The organism is Nocardioides epinepheli (assembly GCF_037936805.1).
Taxonomy (GTDB): Bacteria; Actinomycetota; Actinomycetes; order Propionibacteriales; family Nocardioidaceae; genus Nocardioides.
In genome coordinates this window covers 16,709-31,154 of the sequence record NZ_JBBMMC010000017.1, presented here as the reverse complement: position 1 = coordinate 31,154, position 14,446 = coordinate 16,709, and the positions used below count along the sequence as shown (strand labels likewise).

Sequence of the window (14,446 nt, the reverse complement as noted above, 5' to 3'; positions counted from 1 at the left end):
GAATGGTCGGCACAGTCGGACTCAGCCTCACCGCGTTGGTGATCTCAGGCGCCGCCTTGGCCGCACCGGCCTCGCCGGACGTCTCGGCAGATCAGCAACGCGCCCTGGACGCCGGCCTGCAGGTCGCACCGAAGACGCCCGCGAAGGCGCGCGGCGACCTCACCGTCAACCCCTATCTCGCCAACGTCCCGGACGCCACCAAGGCCGACTACGCCGCGTGGCGCGCGAAGATGTCGGCCGCGGCCGACCGTCGCGTCGACACCGCGAAGTACAAGACCGCACGCCGTCAGGCGAACGCGGTGACGCCGGCCGCTGCCGCGGCGATCGTCCACGACGAGCAGGAGCCGGCCGGTACCGCGGGCTCCAACGACACGCTGGCGAACGCCGAGCGGATCACGGCCTTCGGCACCGCCGCCGCCAAGAACAACGTGGTGCGGATCCTGGGCAGCCAGGCGAACCTGGCGACGCCGCGGCCCACCGCACTCCCGCCGGTGCCCGAGGACAACGGCTCGATCCCGCTCGCCGGCGACACCGGGATCTCCGGCTCGTCCGCGATCACCACGACCGGTCAGCTCGGCGACGGGCCCCACGGTCCCGAGGGTGACAACACCAACGACTTCGACTTCTACTCCGTCGACCTCACCGCCGGTCTCTCGCTCGTGGCCGACACCTCCGGGCAGAGCACCGACACGATCCTCGCCCTCTACAACGCCGCCGGAGAGCTCGTCGCGGCCGACGACGACGGTGGCGACGGCGTGGCCAGCCTCCTGGAGTACACCGCGGAGGCCGACGGCACCTACTACCTGCTCGTCGCGGGCTACTCCTCGCGCGGACCACTCCCCGCCGACCCGAACGACAGCGGATCGGGCGCCGGCGGCGCCCGCACCGGCCCGTACAACCTGGCCGTCACCCAGCGTCGGGTCGACCGCGACATGTACGCGGTGAAGCTGCGGCCCGGCGACGTGATCGGCGGCGTCGCGAACGGCAACGCCGACGCACTCACCGTCTACCGGCCCAACGGCGACCAGGCGGTCGGGTCGAACGGGCTGGACGCCTCCTCGCTCTACGCGCCGGAGTCGCCGCTGCCCGGCGGCGGCAACACCACCTTCGCCTACGTCGCCGAGGAGGCCGGCTGGTACGTCCTCGACGTCGGCGGCCTGGTCGGCAACTACTCGGTGCAGCTCGAGGGCTACCGTCCCGGCGCCCAGCTGGACCGCAACAAGACCCACACCGTGCTGCTCGACTTCGAGGGCGGCCGCGTCAACACCGGCATCTGGGGCGGCTACGGCGTCAGCCAGCTCTCGCCGTTCTCCGCCTTCCTCGGCAAGTGGGGCATCACCCGCGCCCGCGAGCAGGCGATGATCAACAAGGTCACCAACGCGGTCCGGGCGAACCTGGAGGAGACCGGCGACGGCGGCCTGAACGACCCGAAGGTCACCGTCACCACCACCCGCGCGCACCCCGAGCTGATCGGCAAGCCCAACGTGTCGCGGATCTACGTGAGCGGGACGATCGCCGAGTCCGGCATCAACACCATCGGCATCGCGCAGTACATCGACCCGGGCAACTACGGCCACGAGGACTCCGCGATCGTGCTCCTCGACGTGGTGAGCGCGGCGAGCGGGCCGAGCACGTCCTTCAACACCTATCTCAAGGCGTCCAGTGACCGCGAGAAGTTCGTCGCCGGCGCGCTGGGCAATGTCACCGCCCACGAGATCGGCCACCTGATCGGCAACTACCACACCGACAACATGTCGGAGATCGTCAACCTGATGGACTCCGGCGGGGCCAACTTCCAGAACCTCTACGGCGTCGGACCCGACGGCATCGGCGGCACCGCCGACGACCCGAACGTCCGCTTCGTCGAGGACCACTACTCCCCGGCCGAGGGCTTCACCGGCACCGAGGACAGCCAGAACGTCAGCGCCTGGGCCTACCCCAGGCTCTGACGCCGTAGCCCCACTCGCGGCCCGGGACTGCTTCGGCGGTCCCGGGCCGTGGTGTTCCCGGATCAGCCCTCGTGAAGCCCGGGCGGCCGTCCGAGGCCGTTCACCGCCGCGCGGATGGATGCGCGCGCGGCGAGCAGCCGAGAGCGGTCGGCTCGGGCGTCGGCGAGGGCGGTGGAGATCCGCCGGACCCGGATCGGTCCACCGACGCCGTAGGCGTTCCACGTCGTCGGCACGTACGCGGCGCGGCGGACCGTGAAGCTCCCGTCGGGTCGCTCGACGAAGACGAAGCGGACCACGATCCCCTCGTAGGTCGCACTGCGCGACGTCTCCTGCTGGGCGACCATGTTGCCCATGCCGTAGACCACCCACTTCCCGTTCACCCTCGTGATCGGCTGGACGACGTGGGCGTGCTCGCCCAGCACGAGGTCGACGTCGGGGGAGCGGGTGAGTCGCTCGACCAGCGCCTCCTGCTCCGCGGTCGGCAGGTGGTCGTACTCGGTGCCGCCGTGCAGGTGCACCACGACGATGTCGGCCCCCGCGCGCCGGGCGCGCCGGGCCTGGGAGAGGAGGTTGTCGGCGTCCCACATCGAGACCGACCACGGACGCCCCTCGGGCAACGGGAAGCCGTTGAGGCCGTAGGTGCCGGCGACGACACCCACGCTGACGCCGTCGGCGCTGGTCAGGATGACCGGACGACGTCGCTCGGCCGCGCTGCGGAACGTGCCGATCGGCGTCACGCCGTGGCGGTCGAGCTGGTCGGCGGTGTAGCGCAGGCCCTCCCAGCCCTGGTCGACGGCGTGGTTCGAGGCGGTCGTGCAGCCGTCGAACCCCATCGAGGCCAGCCACGGGGCGACCTCGCGTGGTGCGGCGAAGACGGGATAGCTCTGGAGCGGCTGACCCGGCCGCGCGAACGGCACCTCCTCGTGGCACAACGCCAGGTCGGCATCGCGGATCAAGGGCCGCAGCTCGGCGAACATGGGGTCGAAGTCGTAGCGTCCGGCGCTGCCCGTGGCCTCGGCGTCGGCGGCCGCGCTCTGCCACACCGTGTTGTGCCAGAGCAGGTCGCCGCCCATCACGAGGCTGAGGGTGCGGGGCTCTCGTGCAGGCGCGGGTGCCGGCGGAGCCTGGGGGGCCGGATCGTCGCGCAGCGGCGTGCTCTGGTCGGCGAGGACGAGTACCGGGCGGTCGGGCGGCTCGCCGGCGGCCGTGGGGAGTGGTGGCGGAGCCCCGAGCGTCGCCAGCACCGCGCAGACCGCCAGCACGGCGCACGCCAGTAGGCGGTGGGGGCTCACATCAAGGAAGACGCACGAACGGGGCGACTGGTTGTCCTGGACGCCCCCTCGTCTAGACCGCGCGCGGCGTCCTTAGGCTTGGGGCGTGGGAGAACTCGTCGCATGGTGGGCCGGTGGGATCGAGCCGGGAGCGCCGAGCTGGTGGGAGCAGGACGCCGACGAGCCGTTCTACGCCGCGAGCCTGATGAAGGTGCCGCTCGCGATCGCCGCCGAGCGGATCGACCTGGACCGGTCGGTACCCGTCCACGACGACTTCGAGTCGGCCGTCGGCGGCCGCTTCACGATCCTGCGCGAGGACGACCAGGACGAGCCGACCTGGGACGCGCTCGGCGAGAGCCTCTCGCTGCGCGAGCTCCGGCGTCGCGCGATCATCGACTCCAGCAACATCGCGACCAACCTGCTGCTGGAGGAGACCGGGATCGCGGCGGTGCAGGAGGTCCTCGCCGCGGCCGGCTGCAGCGAGCGCACCGCCATCGGCCGGGGGATCGGCGATCTCGCGGCGCGTGACGCGGGCCTCGCCAACGACGTCACCGCCCGCGACCTGGCTCGCATCCTCCAGCACCTTCCCCCGGGCGTGGAGGAGGTGATGCGCGACCAGCAGTACCGCGCCGGCATCCCGGCCGGGCTGCCCGCGGGGCCGCTGGTGGCGAACAAGACCGGCTGGATGGAGGAGTTCACCCACGACGTGGCGATCATCCGCCCGGTCGCGGGCGAGCCGTTCGGCCTGGTCGTGCTCACCCGAGGTCTCGACAGCCACGAGGACGCCGAGCGACGGATCGCCGCACTGGCGGCCGAGGCCTGGGAGCGCCGCCCGTGAGCGGCCGGATCGCACAGCTCCGCACCCGTCGTCTGTCGGTACCGCTGCACACGCCGTTCGTCACCGCGCTGCGCCGGACCGAGACCATCGAGACGGTGCTGGTCGAGCTCGTCGACGACGACGGCGCGGTCGGCTGGGGGGAGGCGCCGCAGGTGTGGCAGGTGACCGGCGACTCGCTCGCCGGCTCGCAGGCCTGTCTGGACGGGCCGATCGCCGAGGCGATCGTCGGCCGGTCCGCCGACCCGCGGGAGACGGCCTCGGTCATCCAGGACTGCGTGGTGGGCAACCGCTCGGCGAAGATGGCCGCCGACATCGCGCTGCACGACCTCGCCGCCCGGCGCGCGGGGGTGACCCTGGCCGCCCACCTGGCGGCGTTCGCGGGCGTGAGCGAGCCGCCCGCGACCGAGGTGCCGACCGACGTCACGCTCGCCGCCGGCACGCCCGACGAGCTCGCGAAAGCCGCGGTGGCGCGGGTGGCCGACGGGTTCGGCACCCTCAAGCTCAAGGTGGGCACCGACGCCGCCGGCGACCTCGGCCGGGTCCGCGCCGTCCGCGAGGCTGTCGGGGCCGGGGTCGCGATCCGGCTCGACGCCAACCAGGGCTGGGACGCCTTCGAGGCGATCCGAGTGATCACCGCTCTCGAAGACGCGGGCACCGACGTCGAGGTGGTGGAGCAGCCGGTGCCGGCCCGCGACGTCCTGGGCCTGGCCCATGTCACCGCCCACGTCGAGACCCCGGTGATGGCCGACGAGTCGCTGTTCACGCTCGAGGACCTGGTGGAGATCATCCGGCTCGATGCCGCCGACCTGGTCAACGTCAAGCTCTCCAAGTGCGGTGGTCTCACGCCCGCCCTGGAGCTGCTGCGCGTCGCTCGGCTCCACGACTTCGGCACCTTCGTCGGCTCGATGATGGAGTCGCACATCGGCGTGGGCGCGGCGGCGTCCCTCGTCGCGGCCGTCGGCACGACGAGCCTGCCCGACCTCGACGCCGCGTGGTGGGCCACGGCGTCGCCCTACGACGGTGGGCCGGTCTACGCCGGCGACCGCCTGATCCTGCCCGACCGCCCGGGTCTGGGTATCGAAGGAGTGCAGCCATGAGAGCGATCCGAGTCACCGCAGTGCTGGCAGGTCCGGCCGCCGATGCCGAGCAGGTGACCCAGGTGCTGGCCGGCGAGCGGGTCGAGGTGCACGACCGCGAGGGCGACTGGCTCAAGGTCACCGTGCCCGGTCAGTGGTCGTCGAAGGACCCGATGGGCTATCCCGGCTGGGCGCTGGCCGCCGACCTCGCCCACGACGAGGACAGCGTCGTCGAGATCGCCCGCACCTATCTCGGCACGCCGTACGTGTGGGGCGGCCTCACCCACGACGGCATCGACTGCTCCGGCCTCGTGCACGCCAGCTTCCGCGCCGTCGGCACCGAGGTGCCCCGCGACGCCTTCGACCAGGCCGCCACCTGCGCCAAGGTCGAGCTGGGCGAGGAGCGCCCCGGCGACCTGTGGTTCTTCGCCAAGGACGGACCGGGCACCCGGATCACCCACGTCGGCTTCGTCACCGCCCCCGGCGTGATGCTCCACGCCCCCGACTCCGGCCCGCGCCGCTACGTCGTCGAGGAGGAGCTCCCCGACGAGCGCCGCGCGACGCTGGTCGCGGCAGGGCGGTTCTGAGCGAAGGTGCGACCCGGTCTAGGCCCGCATCGGGTGGGCTTGTCCGGTGGCGTGGAGTTGGTGGTGGTGGAAGGGGCAGTGGAGTCGGGCGTCTCGGGTGTTGGTGTCGCCTCCTTGCTGCCACGAGTGGGTGTGGTGGACGTGGCAGTAGGCGGCGGGGGTGTCGCAGCCTGGTGTCTGGCAGTGCTGTTGTTCGAGGCCGATCGCGTGGCGCTGCGCGGGGCTGTGGAACCGCCTTGTGCGGCCGAGGTCGAGGACCTCGCTGCGGCTGCCGAGGACGGCGGGGATGATCCCGGCCTCGCAGGCCAGCCGCCGTGCCTGACCGGGTGAGATGTCGATGCCGGTGTCGAGGTGGGCTGCTTCGAGTCCGCCGAGGAGGGTGTCCAACTGCATGGTGACGATGACGGTGGCGTTGAGCCCGCCGGCCTTGGGGAGCTTCTCGGTGGGGAACCGTTCCACGTATTCGGCGAACGCCTGCCCGAGCTTCTGCGGGGTGGGCTTGGCGTAGTCATAGGACCCGGCGCCGTCGGTGGCGCGGACGTGTTTGGGTGCGGCGAGCGCGGTGAGGGCTTTGCGGAGCATCGACCCTTGCGCGGCCGGCAGGGTGAACCGTCCGTGGGTGAGGCCTTGGTCGTCGTCGTACATCGAGAACGACGTCTGCTTCCGGGCCCGTGCTTCCTCGGCCTCCAACAGCCGGGCTTCGTGCTCGTCAGCCCGAGCGGGGTCGACGACTTCCAGGATGCGGCGGCCGAGGAGCTTCAACGCTTTCGCGTCGTGATGGGCGGCTTCTGCGATGAGGTGCTTCTCGGCGAGGTCGCGGTGCTCGGGGTCGAGTTCGTCGACCGCCGCGACGATCACCGCGGCTTGGTCCGGAAGGACCCTTCCCTCGGCCGCTGCGATCCGGGTCTGCTCGTAGGTGGCGAGCTCGTGGGCGAGGCGGGTGGTGCGGTGCGCGTGGCCGGGGGTGATCGGGACCAGCCGCCGCAGCCACGTGCTGACCGACCGGGCGCCGATCGTGCCCGGCAGGTCCAACGCCTCCGCCTGGGTCACCGCTCGGGCCTCGAGCTCGGCGAGGCTGGCGGTGACCTCGGCCAGGTCGACCAAAAGCGCAGCGGTGTCGTCGGCGTCCAGGCTCCACAGCGGGGTGTCGACGTGGCCGGCGAGGTCTTTCTTGAACCGCGCGACCAGGACCGCGAGCGGGTGCCCGGTTCCGGTGTTGGTGGTGGCGGCCATGTCTGATTCTACCTCGTATGACGCGTATTCGCTAGTGTGTTCTAGCACGGTTTGGGGTGCCGGGGTTTCGTCGGCGCTCGCTTGCGCTCGCTTGCTCAACCTCCGGCGGCGGGGCGTTTCTTCGGAGGTTGAGCAAGCGGTGCGCGTGAGGAACGAGCGCGGACCGCGCCGACGAAACCTCGCAACCGTCCTCGGGAACGCGAGCCGGGCGAGTCGGGCGCGGATGAATCAGCGACGGCGGAGTGAGCAGGGGTGGCCGCGCAGGCGGCGGCGCGGGCGGAGCCCGTGCCGGCAGCGCGCCGGATGAGTCGACCGACCGGGACCCGCGGTCAAGGACGGGCGTAGTCCGCCGCGAAGCGGGCGCCGCAGGCGATCCTTGACGGCGGGTGTCGGTCGACTACGCGCGCGGCCACCCACCACTCGGGTCAGCCGATCGACCGAGCGCAGCACGATCCCGCCACAGTCGCGCAGTCGGGTGCCGGGGTTTCGTCGGCGCTCGCTGGCGCTCGCTTGCTCAACCTCCGGCGGCGCTCGGTTGCTCGACCTCCGGCGGCGGCGCTCGCTTGCTCGACCTCCGGCGGCGGCGCTCGCTTGCTCGACCTCCAGCGGCGGCGCTCACTTGCTCGCCGTCCGGCGCTACGGCAGGCCGACCTCGGCCCGCTCCAGGATCGCGTCGAGATCGAGTCCGGGGGGAAGGGTTCCCAGTGCGCCACCCCAGTCCCGCGCGAGGCGGGTGGCGCAGAAGGCGTCGGCGACGGCGGTGGGGGCGTGGCGGACCAGGAGTGAGCCCTGGAGCACGAGGGCGAGGCGCTCCACCACGCGGCGGGCGCGCAGCTCCAGGTCGGAGGTGTCGGCGAGCTCCTTCTTCACCTCGGCGACCGCGTCGTCGAGACGGTGGTCGGCGCCCTCGGCCAGCGCGACCTCGGCGAGGAAGCGCTCGACGGTCTCCGGCTCGCGGGCCATCGCGCGCAGCGCGTCCAGGGCGGCGACGTTGCCGGACCCCTCCCAGATCGAGAGGAGGGGGAGCTCGCGGTAGATGCGGGGCAGGCCCGACTCCTCGACGTAGCCGTTGCCGCCGAGGCACTCCATCGCCTCGCCCGCGTGGGCGGGACCGCGCTTGCAGACCCAGTACTTCGAGACCGCCAGCGCCATCCGGCGGAACGCGGCCTCCGACCCGTCTCCGCGGACGGCGCGATCGGTGGCGCCGGCCAAGCGCATCGCCACCGTGGTGGCGGCCTCGGACTCCACCACCAGATCGGCCAGCACGTTGCGCATCAGCGGCTGGTCGACCAGACGTCGCCCGAACGCCGAGCGGTGCCGGGCGTGGTGGGTGGCCAGCAGGGTCGCCTGGCGCATGCCCATCGAGGTGCCGAGGATGCAGTCGAGGCGGGTCATGTTCACCATCTCGACGATGGTTCGCACCCCGCGGCCCTCCTCGCCGACCAGCCATCCGGTGGCGCCGTCGTACTCGATCTCGGAGGAGGCGTTGGACCTGTTGCCGAGCTTGTCCTTGAGCCGCATCAGGTGCATCGGGTTGCGGGTGCCGTCGGGCAGCACCCGCGGTACGAGGAAGCAGGAGAGCCCGCCGGGGGTTTGGGCGAGCGCGAGGAACAGATCGCTCATCGGAGCCGAGGTGAACCACTTGTGACCGGTGAGCCGATACGAGCCGTCCGCCTGCGGGACCGCTTCGGTGGTGTTGGCGCGGACGTCGGAGCCGCCCTGCTTCTCGGTCATCGACATGCCCGCGGTCAGTCCCGCCTTCGCCGTCGGCACCCGGAGCACGGGGTCGTAGGTCGTCGAGGCCAGCAGCGGCTCGTAGACGGCCGCGAGATCGGGTGCGGCGCGCAGGGCGGGCACCACGGCATAGGTCATCGAGATGGGACAGCCGTGCCCGGCATCGACGTTCCACACCAGGAACTTCGCCGCCCGGGCGACGTGGGCGCCGGGACGCTGGTCGACCCAGGGCGTCGCGTGCAGGCCGTGCTCGACGGCGGTGGACATCAGCGAGTGGTAGGCCGGGACGTACTCGACCTCGTCGACCCGATGGCCGAACCGGTCGTGGGTGTGCAGTACCGGCGGCACCCGCTCGGCCAGGCGCCCCCACGACTGCGCCTCCTCGGTGCCGGCCAGCCGGCCGAGCTCGTGCACCTCGTCCACCGCCCATCCCGCGCCCTCTCGTTCGAGTGCGTCGAGCAATGCCGGGTCATCGGCGGTGTCGTGTCCGACGAGCGGCGGTGCCTGGTTGGTGACGTCGTGGGTCTGCACGCCTCAACTGTCTCAGGTGGCTGCGAACTGGATCACGAGCACGGATGCGGGGTGCCCTGCTCGACGGTGCCCTGGCAGGTGCCGTAGCGGTGGAGCAGCCGCTTGAACTCGAGGACCGTCGCCTTCGTGGGCGCTTCCGGGTCGCGCCGGTGGAAGAGCAGGTTGCGGGTCATGCCCGGGTCGGCATAGAACTCGCGGAAGATGATGCCGCCGTTCTTGCCGTACCACTCGACGTAGGAGAGGCCGTCGCGGCGCACCATCCGCCACGAGCGCAGGTTGGTGGTCCGGCGCCCGGACTCCTGGCGCACCAGCCCGTTGGACTCGGCGTAGAACTCGCCGTACACCACCTTGCGGTCGTGGTCGCCGAGCAGCGAGTGCCCGTCGAGCAGGTGGCCGGGGGCGACGTCGAGGACGTCGTAGAGCGTGGCGGTCACGTCGACGAGGTTCACGTCGCGGGTGTCGACGGCGGCCGCGCGACCGGGGTAGTAGGCGAGCAGCGGCACGTTCATCGCGGCCGGGTAGGGGATCGACTTGCCCTCCCAGTTCACCTCGCCCTGGTCGGTGTATCCGTTGTCGCTGACGAAGAACACCGCGGTCCGGTCGAGGACGCCGGCGTCCTGGAGCCGTTGGAAGGTCTCGGCGATCTGGTCGTCGACCGAGCGCAGGGAGCGTGCGCGAGCCGCGAACAGGCCCTCGTAGTAGGCCCGCGACTGGTGGGCGCGCCGGAAGATCGGCAGCTTGTCGCGAGCGTCGCGCTCGGGGGAGTACCGGAAGGGCGGCACCGGGTCGTCGCGGTGCTCGCGTGCGACGGGCGGCATGTGGCGGGGGGCGAACCGGGCGCCCTGCTTGTGCGGGGCGAAGGTGGCGTTGTAGATGAAGAACCGCTCCCCGGAGGCGAGCTTCTCGTCCAGGTAGGCGTTCAGGTAGCGGCCGCTGGTCTCGGTCGAGGTGAGGCCGTCGCGCGGGCGGTATCGCGTCCCGTCGTCCTCGTAGAGCTGGAACTTGCCCGGCCGGCCCTTGTAGGAGTTCCAGAAGTTGAAGCGCTGGAAGCCGGTCGAGAGCGGATGCCGTCCGTAGTAGCTGCTGGGCCGGACCCCGTTGAGGTTCTTGCCGATGCCGTAGGTCGCGATCCGCGCCTGCCCGAGATCGTGCTGGACGGTGTCGCGCACGGTGAGCCGGTGCGCCGCCTTCTGGCTGATCACCCGGTTGTTGTGGGAGTACTGGCCGGTCTGGAGCTGGGCGCGCGCGGGACAGCACACCGGGGTCGAGGTCGTCGCGTTCTCGTAGCAGGTGCCGTGCTCGCGCAGCCACGGACTGCTGCGCGGCAGGTAGAGGTCGGCCTCCTCGCACGAGAAGTCGTGCATGTCGTCGACCAGGAACACGATCGCGTTCTGGGCGGTGGTCGTGCCCGCCGTGCCGTCACCGGGGTCCACCGCCGGGATCGACGGCGCATCGGACGCCGACGGGGAGGCCCCTGCGCCCGTGCCCGGCGCGGGTGCGGCCTCGGCGTCGTGACGCTTGCTCACGACGTTCGCGGCGAGCATCCCGACCGCCAGGACGACGACGATCACCAGCGTCGCGAGCGCCACCCGATCACCGCGGCCGTCCCCTGAAGGCCCCGACGACGGGGTCGGGGGTGGGGCGGGCGGCTGGTGCTGGGGCACGCGCGGAAGTGAACCACCCCGGTCCAAGAAAGCCCTGATCGTGGGACCCGGGAACGAGAAAGTGACCGACCAGTAGCAAGCGTGTCGTCCGTCACCTACGCTCGATCCATGAGCGGATCTGCGAACCCCCAGCCCGGCGGTCCACTTCTCGGGGGACCGGCCGATCCCGAGCACGACCCCAGCGCGGCCTACGTCCTGGACCGCGGCTACGTCGATCGCCTGACCTCGCGACTCCAGGCCTCCTCCGGAAGGACCTTCGCGGTCAACAGCCCGATCGACGGCGCCCCGCTGGCTCACATCCCGGCCTCGACCCCGGCCGACGTCGCCGAGGCCTACGTCCGCGCGCGGCGGGCACAGGCCGCCTGGGCCCGAGTCCCGGTCGAGACACGTGCCGCGGCGATGCTGCGCCTGCACGACCTGATCCTCGACCGGCAGGCCGAGATCATCGACCTGATCGTGCTGGAGTCCGGGAAGGCCCGCAAGCACGCCTTCGACGAGCCGCTCCACATCGCGCTCACCGCGCGCTACTACGCCCGCACCGCCGAGCGCTTCCTCGGCACCGAGCGGCGCGGCGGCGTCGTCCCCGGCCTGACCCGGGTCGAGGTGAACCAGGTGCCCAAGGGCGTGGTCGGCATCATCTCGCCGTGGAACTACCCGTTCACGATGGCGCTGTGCGACGGACTGCCCGCGCTGCTCGCCGGGAACGCCGTGGTCGCCAAGCCCGACGAGCAGACGATGCTCTCGGCGCTGCTCGGCGCCCGACTCCTCGACGAGGCCGGATTCCCCGAGGACCTGTGGCAGGTCGTCGCGGGCCCCGGACCCGAGATCGGCCCGCCGCTCATCGAGGGCGCCGACTACGTCTGCTTCACCGGATCCACCGCGACCGGCCGGGTGATCGCCGGCCAGTGCGCCGAGCGGCTGATCGGCTGCTCGCTCGAGCTCGGCGGCAAGAACCCGCTGCTGGTGTTGCGCGACGCCGACCTCGAGCGCGCCGCGGAGGGCGCCGTCCGAGCGTCGTTCTCCAATGCCGGTCAGCTCTGCGTCTCGACCGAGCGGATCTTCGTGGCCGACCAGGTCTACGACCGGTTCGTCGAGCGCTTCGTCGCGCGCACCGAGGCGATGACCCTCGGCGCGACCCTCGACTGGGGCAACGACATGGGCACCCTGGTCAGCCAGGCCCAGCTCGACCGGGTGATGGCCCACATCGACGACGCCGTCGCGCACGGCGCGCGGGTGCTCGCCGGCGGTCGCGCGCGTCCCGACCTCGGCCCCTACTACGTCGAGCCGACGATCCTCGAGGGCGTCACCCCGGAGATGGCGTGCTTCGCCCACGAGACCTTCGGGCCCGTCGTCTCGCTCTACCGCTTCCACGACGAGGCCGACGCCGTCGCCCGCGCGAACGAGGGCGACTACGGCCTGAACGCCGCGATCTTCAGCCACGACGGCGCCCGCGCCCGCTCACTGGCGCGCCACATCAAGTGCGGCTCGGTGAACATCAACGAGGCGTTCGCGGCCAGCTTCGCCAGCCTCGACGCCCCGATGGGCGGCATGCGCAGCTCGGGGCTGGGGCGCCGTCAGAGCCGCGAAGGCATCCTGCGCTACACCGAGCCGCAGACGGTCGCGACCCAGCGTCTCCTCCGGTTCGCTCCGATGCTCGGGATGTCGGAGGAGGCCTACGCCAAGCTGATGACCGCGAACCTGCGGGTGATGAAGAGGCTCGGTCGCGCATGAGCGCCGACTTCGACGTCCTGATCGTCGGGTCGGGATTCGGCGGCTCGGTCGCGGCGCTCCGGCTGACCGAGAAGGGCTACCGCGTCGGCGTCCTGGAGGCGGGGCCGCGGCTCGCCGACGACGACTTCTCCTCCGGCACCTTCGACCTCAAGCATTACCTGTGGGCGCCCGCGCTCGGCTGTTATGGCATCCAGCGCATCGATGCCGTCCACGACACCCTCATCCTCGCCGGCGCCGGGGTGGGCGGAGGCTCGCTCGTCTATGCCAACACGCTCTACGAGCCGCTCCCGGCGTTCTACGACGACCCGCAGTGGGCCTCCATCACCGACTGGCGCGAGGAGCTCGCGCCCTACTACGACCAGGCCAAGCGGATGCTGGGCGTCGTCGAGAACCCGGTGCGGACGCCGTCGGACGACGTCATGGAGAAGGTCGCCACCGACCTCGACGTCGGCGACACCTTCCGGCCCACGCCGGTCGGGGTGTTCTTCGGCGGGCCGGGTCAGCAGCCGGGGGAGTCGGTCGAGGACCCGTTCTTCGGCGGCGAGGGGCCCGCGCGCAATGCCTGTCTGAACTGCGGCGAGTGCATGTCGGGCTGCCGCCACAACGCCAAGAACACGCTGGTGAAGAACTACCTGCACCTGGCGGAGAAGCGCGGCGCCAAGGTGCTGCCGCTCACCACCGTCACCCGGGTCAGCCCGCGGGGCGAGGAGGACGGTGGCGGCTACGAGGTCGCGGTCCGCTTCACCAAGGCGCGGCGCGCCTCCGTCCGGACCACCCGCACCCTCACCGCCGACCAGGTGGTCTTCGCCGCCGCCTCGCTCGGCACCCAGAAGCTGCTGCACCGGATGAAGGACGAGGGCCACCTGCCCAGGCTCTCCGCGCGGCTCGGCCACCTCTCGCGCACCAACTCCGAGTCGATCCTCGGCGCGATCGCGCCGCGCGACTCCGGCGTCGACTTCTCGCGCGGGGTCGCGATCACCTCGAGCTTCTACCCCGACGAGCACACCCACATCGAGCCGGTGCGCTACGGCCGCGGGTTCAACGCGATGGCGTTGATGCAGACCGTGCTCACCGACGAGGAGGCCGACGTCCCGCGCTGGCGCACCTGGCTGCGTGCGCTGTGGCGCCAGCGCCGCGACCTGCGCGAGATCTACGACCTCAAGCACTGGTCGGAGCGCGCGGTGATCGCGCTGGTGATGCAGAGCCACGACAACTCGATCACCACCTTCGGCAAGCGTGGTCTGCTCGGCTGGCGGATGACCTCGCGCCAGGGCCACGGCTCGCCCAACCCGACGTGGATCCCGGTCGGCAACGACGCCGTCCGCCGGGTGGCCGGCCTCATCGACGGCACGCCGGGCGGAAACATCGGGGAGCCGTTCCACATGCCGCTCACCGCCCACTTCATCGGCGGCTGCGCCATCGGCACCGATCCGGGCACCGGTGTCGTCGACGCCTATCAACGCGTCTTCGGCCACCCTGGCCTGCACGTCGCCGACGGCTCGGCGATCTCGGCGAACCTCGGGGTCAACCCGTCGCTGACCATCACCGCGCAGGCCGAGCGGGCCATGGCGCTGTGGCCCAACAAGGGCGAGCCCGACCCGCGCCCGGCCCTCGGGGACGACTACCGCCGGATCGCCCCGGTGGCCCCGCACGCGCCCGTCGTCCCCGCCGACGCCCCCGGCGCGCTGCGGCTGCCGATCGTCGACATCACCTCCCGACGTCCCTCGTCCGACGGCTGAGGCCGGCCGGCAGGGTGGGATAGTCCCGGCCGTTCGGGTTGCGAATCGACCCGAAAGACAACCCAAACGCCCGGGACTATCGCAAATGTCCGC

General features: G+C 71.8%; 10 protein-coding genes. 6 read left to right on the top strand and 4 right to left on the bottom strand.

Translation table 11 applies throughout. The features are described from left to right. The first annotated feature begins 2 nt into the window (after nt 1-2). Nucleotides 3-1,949, top strand: a complete 1,947-nt coding sequence (locus WMR31_RS19375; RefSeq protein WP_340540537.1) for a PPC domain-containing protein — start codon at nt 3-5, stop codon at nt 1,947-1,949. 62 nt (nt 1,950-2,011) lie between these two features. Here the strand turns inward: WMR31_RS19375 and WMR31_RS19370 are convergent, their stop codons facing one another. Beyond that, nucleotides 2,012-3,241, bottom strand: coding sequence for a CapA family protein (locus WMR31_RS19370; RefSeq protein ID WP_340540536.1), 1,230 nt, complete (start codon nt 3,239-3,241; stop codon nt 2,012-2,014). A gap of 85 nt (nt 3,242-3,326) precedes the next feature. On the opposite strand from WMR31_RS19370, the gene WMR31_RS19365 reads away from it, so the two are divergent. From WMR31_RS19365 to WMR31_RS19355, 3 genes are read left to right on the top strand one after another with little or no spacing between them, the layout of a single operon-like run. Further along, complete coding sequence (locus WMR31_RS19365; protein ID WP_340540535.1) at nt 3,327-4,058, top strand: serine hydrolase; 732 nt, start codon at nt 3,327-3,329, stop codon at nt 4,056-4,058. Next, on the top strand, nt 4,055-5,155 hold the full coding sequence (locus tag WMR31_RS19360; RefSeq protein ID WP_340540534.1) for a dipeptide epimerase: 1,101 nt from the start codon (nt 4,055-4,057) through the stop codon (nt 5,153-5,155). Before WMR31_RS19365 ends, WMR31_RS19360 begins: the two co-directional genes overlap by 4 nt. Next, nucleotides 5,152-5,721, top strand: coding sequence for a C40 family peptidase (locus tag WMR31_RS19355; RefSeq protein WP_340540533.1), 570 nt, complete (start codon nt 5,152-5,154; stop codon nt 5,719-5,721). The genes WMR31_RS19360 and WMR31_RS19355 overlap by 4 nt, the downstream gene beginning before the upstream one ends. Nucleotides 5,722-5,739: 18 nt before the next feature. Here WMR31_RS19355 and WMR31_RS19350 read toward each other — a convergent pair whose 3' ends face one another. The 3 genes from WMR31_RS19350 to WMR31_RS19340 all read right to left on the bottom strand — a co-directional run bounded on the left by WMR31_RS19350 (nt 5,740) and on the right by WMR31_RS19340 (nt 10,808). Continuing rightward, nucleotides 5,740-6,954, bottom strand: a complete 1,215-nt coding sequence (locus WMR31_RS19350) for an HNH endonuclease signature motif containing protein (protein WP_340540532.1) — start codon at nt 6,952-6,954, stop codon at nt 5,740-5,742. 636 nt (nt 6,955-7,590) lie between these two features. Further along, the gene (locus WMR31_RS19345; RefSeq protein WP_340540531.1) at nt 7,591-9,219 is read right to left on the bottom strand and encodes an acyl-CoA dehydrogenase family protein; all 1,629 of its coding nucleotides are present in this window, start codon (nt 9,217-9,219) and stop codon (nt 7,591-7,593) included. Nucleotides 9,220-9,251: 32 nt separating this feature from the next. Then, complete coding sequence (locus WMR31_RS19340) at nt 9,252-10,808, bottom strand: sulfatase-like hydrolase/transferase (protein ID WP_340540530.1); 1,557 nt, start codon at nt 10,806-10,808, stop codon at nt 9,252-9,254. Nucleotides 10,809-10,991: 183 nt separating this feature from the next. Here WMR31_RS19340 and WMR31_RS19335 point away from each other — a divergent pair, with 183 nt between their 5' ends. Together WMR31_RS19335 and WMR31_RS19330 are read left to right on the top strand one after the other, a co-directional pair. Further along, on the top strand, nt 10,992-12,614 hold the full coding sequence (locus WMR31_RS19335; RefSeq protein WP_340540529.1) for a succinic semialdehyde dehydrogenase: 1,623 nt from the start codon (nt 10,992-10,994) through the stop codon (nt 12,612-12,614). Next, nucleotides 12,611-14,353, top strand: coding sequence for a GMC oxidoreductase (locus tag WMR31_RS19330; RefSeq protein WP_340540528.1), 1,743 nt, complete (start codon nt 12,611-12,613; stop codon nt 14,351-14,353). The genes WMR31_RS19335 and WMR31_RS19330 overlap by 4 nt, the downstream gene beginning before the upstream one ends. Nucleotides 14,354-14,446 lie beyond the last annotated feature (93 nt).

Coding starts and splice junctions, on each gene's coding strand:
- WMR31_RS19355 (WP_340540533.1), top strand. CDS start 5,152: ATGAGAGCGATCCGAGTCACCGCAGTGCTGGCAGGTCCGGCCGCCGAT.
- WMR31_RS19330 (WP_340540528.1), top strand. CDS start 12,611: ATGAGCGCCGACTTCGACGTCCTGATCGTCGGGTCGGGATTCGGCGGC.
- WMR31_RS19375 (WP_340540537.1), top strand. CDS start 3: ATGGTCGGCACAGTCGGACTCAGCCTCACCGCGTTGGTGATCTCAGGC.
- WMR31_RS19335 (WP_340540529.1), top strand. CDS start 10,992: ATGAGCGGATCTGCGAACCCCCAGCCCGGCGGTCCACTTCTCGGGGGA.
- WMR31_RS19350 (WP_340540532.1), bottom strand. CDS start 6,954: ATGGCCGCCACCACCAACACCGGAACCGGGCACCCGCTCGCGGTCCTG.